This is a genomic window from Enterobacter sp. E1 (assembly GCF_016809815.1).
GTDB lineage: Bacteria > Pseudomonadota > Gammaproteobacteria > Enterobacterales > Enterobacteriaceae > Enterobacter > Enterobacter adelaidei.
Map to the genome: position 1 here is coordinate 3,068 of NZ_JAFBJM010000018.1, position 1,726 is coordinate 4,793.

Consider the following 1,726-nt stretch of genomic DNA (forward strand, 5'->3'; position numbering starts at 1 on the left):
TGCTGGAGGTATCAGAAGTGCGAATGCTGACATAAGTAACGATAATGCGGGTGAAAAGCCCGCACGCCGGAAGACCAAGGGTTCCTGTCCAACGTTAATCGGGGCAGGGTGAGTCGACCCCTAAGGCGAGGCCGAAAGGCGTAGTCGATGGGAAACAGGTTAATATTCCTGTACTTGGTGTTACTGCGAAGGGGGGACGGAGAAGGCTATGTTAGCCGGGCGACGGTTGTCCCGGTTTAAGCATGTAGGCGGAGGTTCCAGGTAAATCCGGTACCTTATTAACGCTGAGGTGTGATGACGAGGCACTACGGTGCTGAAGTAACAAATGCCCTGCTTCCAGGAAAAGCCTCTAAGCATCAGGTAACATCAAATCGTACCCCAAACCGACACAGGTGGTCAGGTAGAGAATACCAAGGCGCTTGAGAGAACTCGGGTGAAGGAACTAGGCAAAATGGTGCCGTAACTTCGGGAGAAGGCACGCTGATATGTAGGTGAAGCCCCTGCGGGTGGAGCTGAAATCAGTCGAAGATACCAGCTGGCTGCAACTGTTTATTAAAAACACAGCACTGTGCAAACACGAAAGTGGACGTATACGGTGTGACGCCTGCCCGGTGCCGGAAGGTTAATTGATGGGGTTAGCGGCAACGCGAAGCTCTTGATCGAAGCCCCGGTAAACGGCGGCCGTAACTATAACGGTCCTAAGGTAGCGAAATTCCTTGTCGGGTAAGTTCCGACCTGCACGAATGGCGTAATGATGGCCAGGCTGTCTCCACCCGAGACTCAGTGAAATTGAACTCGCTGTGAAGATGCAGTGTACCCGCGGCAAGACGGAAAGACCCCGTGAACCTTTACTATAGCTTGACACTGAACACTGGTCCTTGATGTGTAGGATAGGTGGGAGGCTTTGAAGCGTGGACGCCAGTCTGCGTGGAGCCGACCTTGAAATACCACCCTTTAATGGCTGGTGTTCTAACGTAGACCCGTAATCCGGGTTGCGGACAGTGTCTGGTGGGTAGTTTGACTGGGGCGGTCTCCTCCCAAAGAGTAACGGAGGAGCACGAAGGTTAGCTAATCCTGGTCGGACATCAGGAGGTTAGTGCAATGGCATAAGCTAGCTTGACTGCGAGAGTGACGGCTCGAGCAGGTGCGAAAGCAGGTCATAGTGATCCGGTGGTTCTGAATGGAAGGGCCATCGCTCAACGGATAAAAGGTACTCCGGGGATAACAGGCTGATACCGCCCAAGAGTTCATATCGACGGCGGTGTTTGGCACCTCGATGTCGGCTCATCACATCCTGGGGCTGAAGTAGGTCCCAAGGGTATGGCTGTTCGCCATTTAAAGTGGTACGCGAGCTGGGTTTAGAACGTCGTGAGACAGTTCGGTCCCTATCTGCCGTGGGCGCTGGAGAATTGAGGGGGGCTGCTCCTAGTACGAGAGGACCGGAGTGGACGCATCACTGGTGTTCGGGTTGTCATGCCAATGGCACTGCCCGGTAGCTAAATGCGGAAGAGATAAGTGCTGAAAGCATCTAAGCACGAAACTTGCCCCGAGATGAGTTCTCCCTGACCCTTTAAGGGTCCTGAAGGAACGTTGAAGACTACGACGTTGATAGGTCGGGTGTGTAAGCGCAGCGATGCGTTGAGCTAACCGATACTAATGAACCGTGAGGCTTAACCTTACAACGCCGAAGCTGTTTCGGCGAAGAGACAGACAATCAAATTTCAGC

At 53.3% G+C, this 1,726-nt stretch carries 1 rRNA gene (only partly in view); it reads left to right on the forward strand.

From position 1 onward, the window contains the following. Nucleotides 1-1,678 (forward strand): 23S ribosomal RNA (locus JGF26_RS22290); it begins 1,268 nt to the left of the window's first position. The last annotated feature ends 48 nt before the right edge of the window (nt 1,679-1,726 follow it).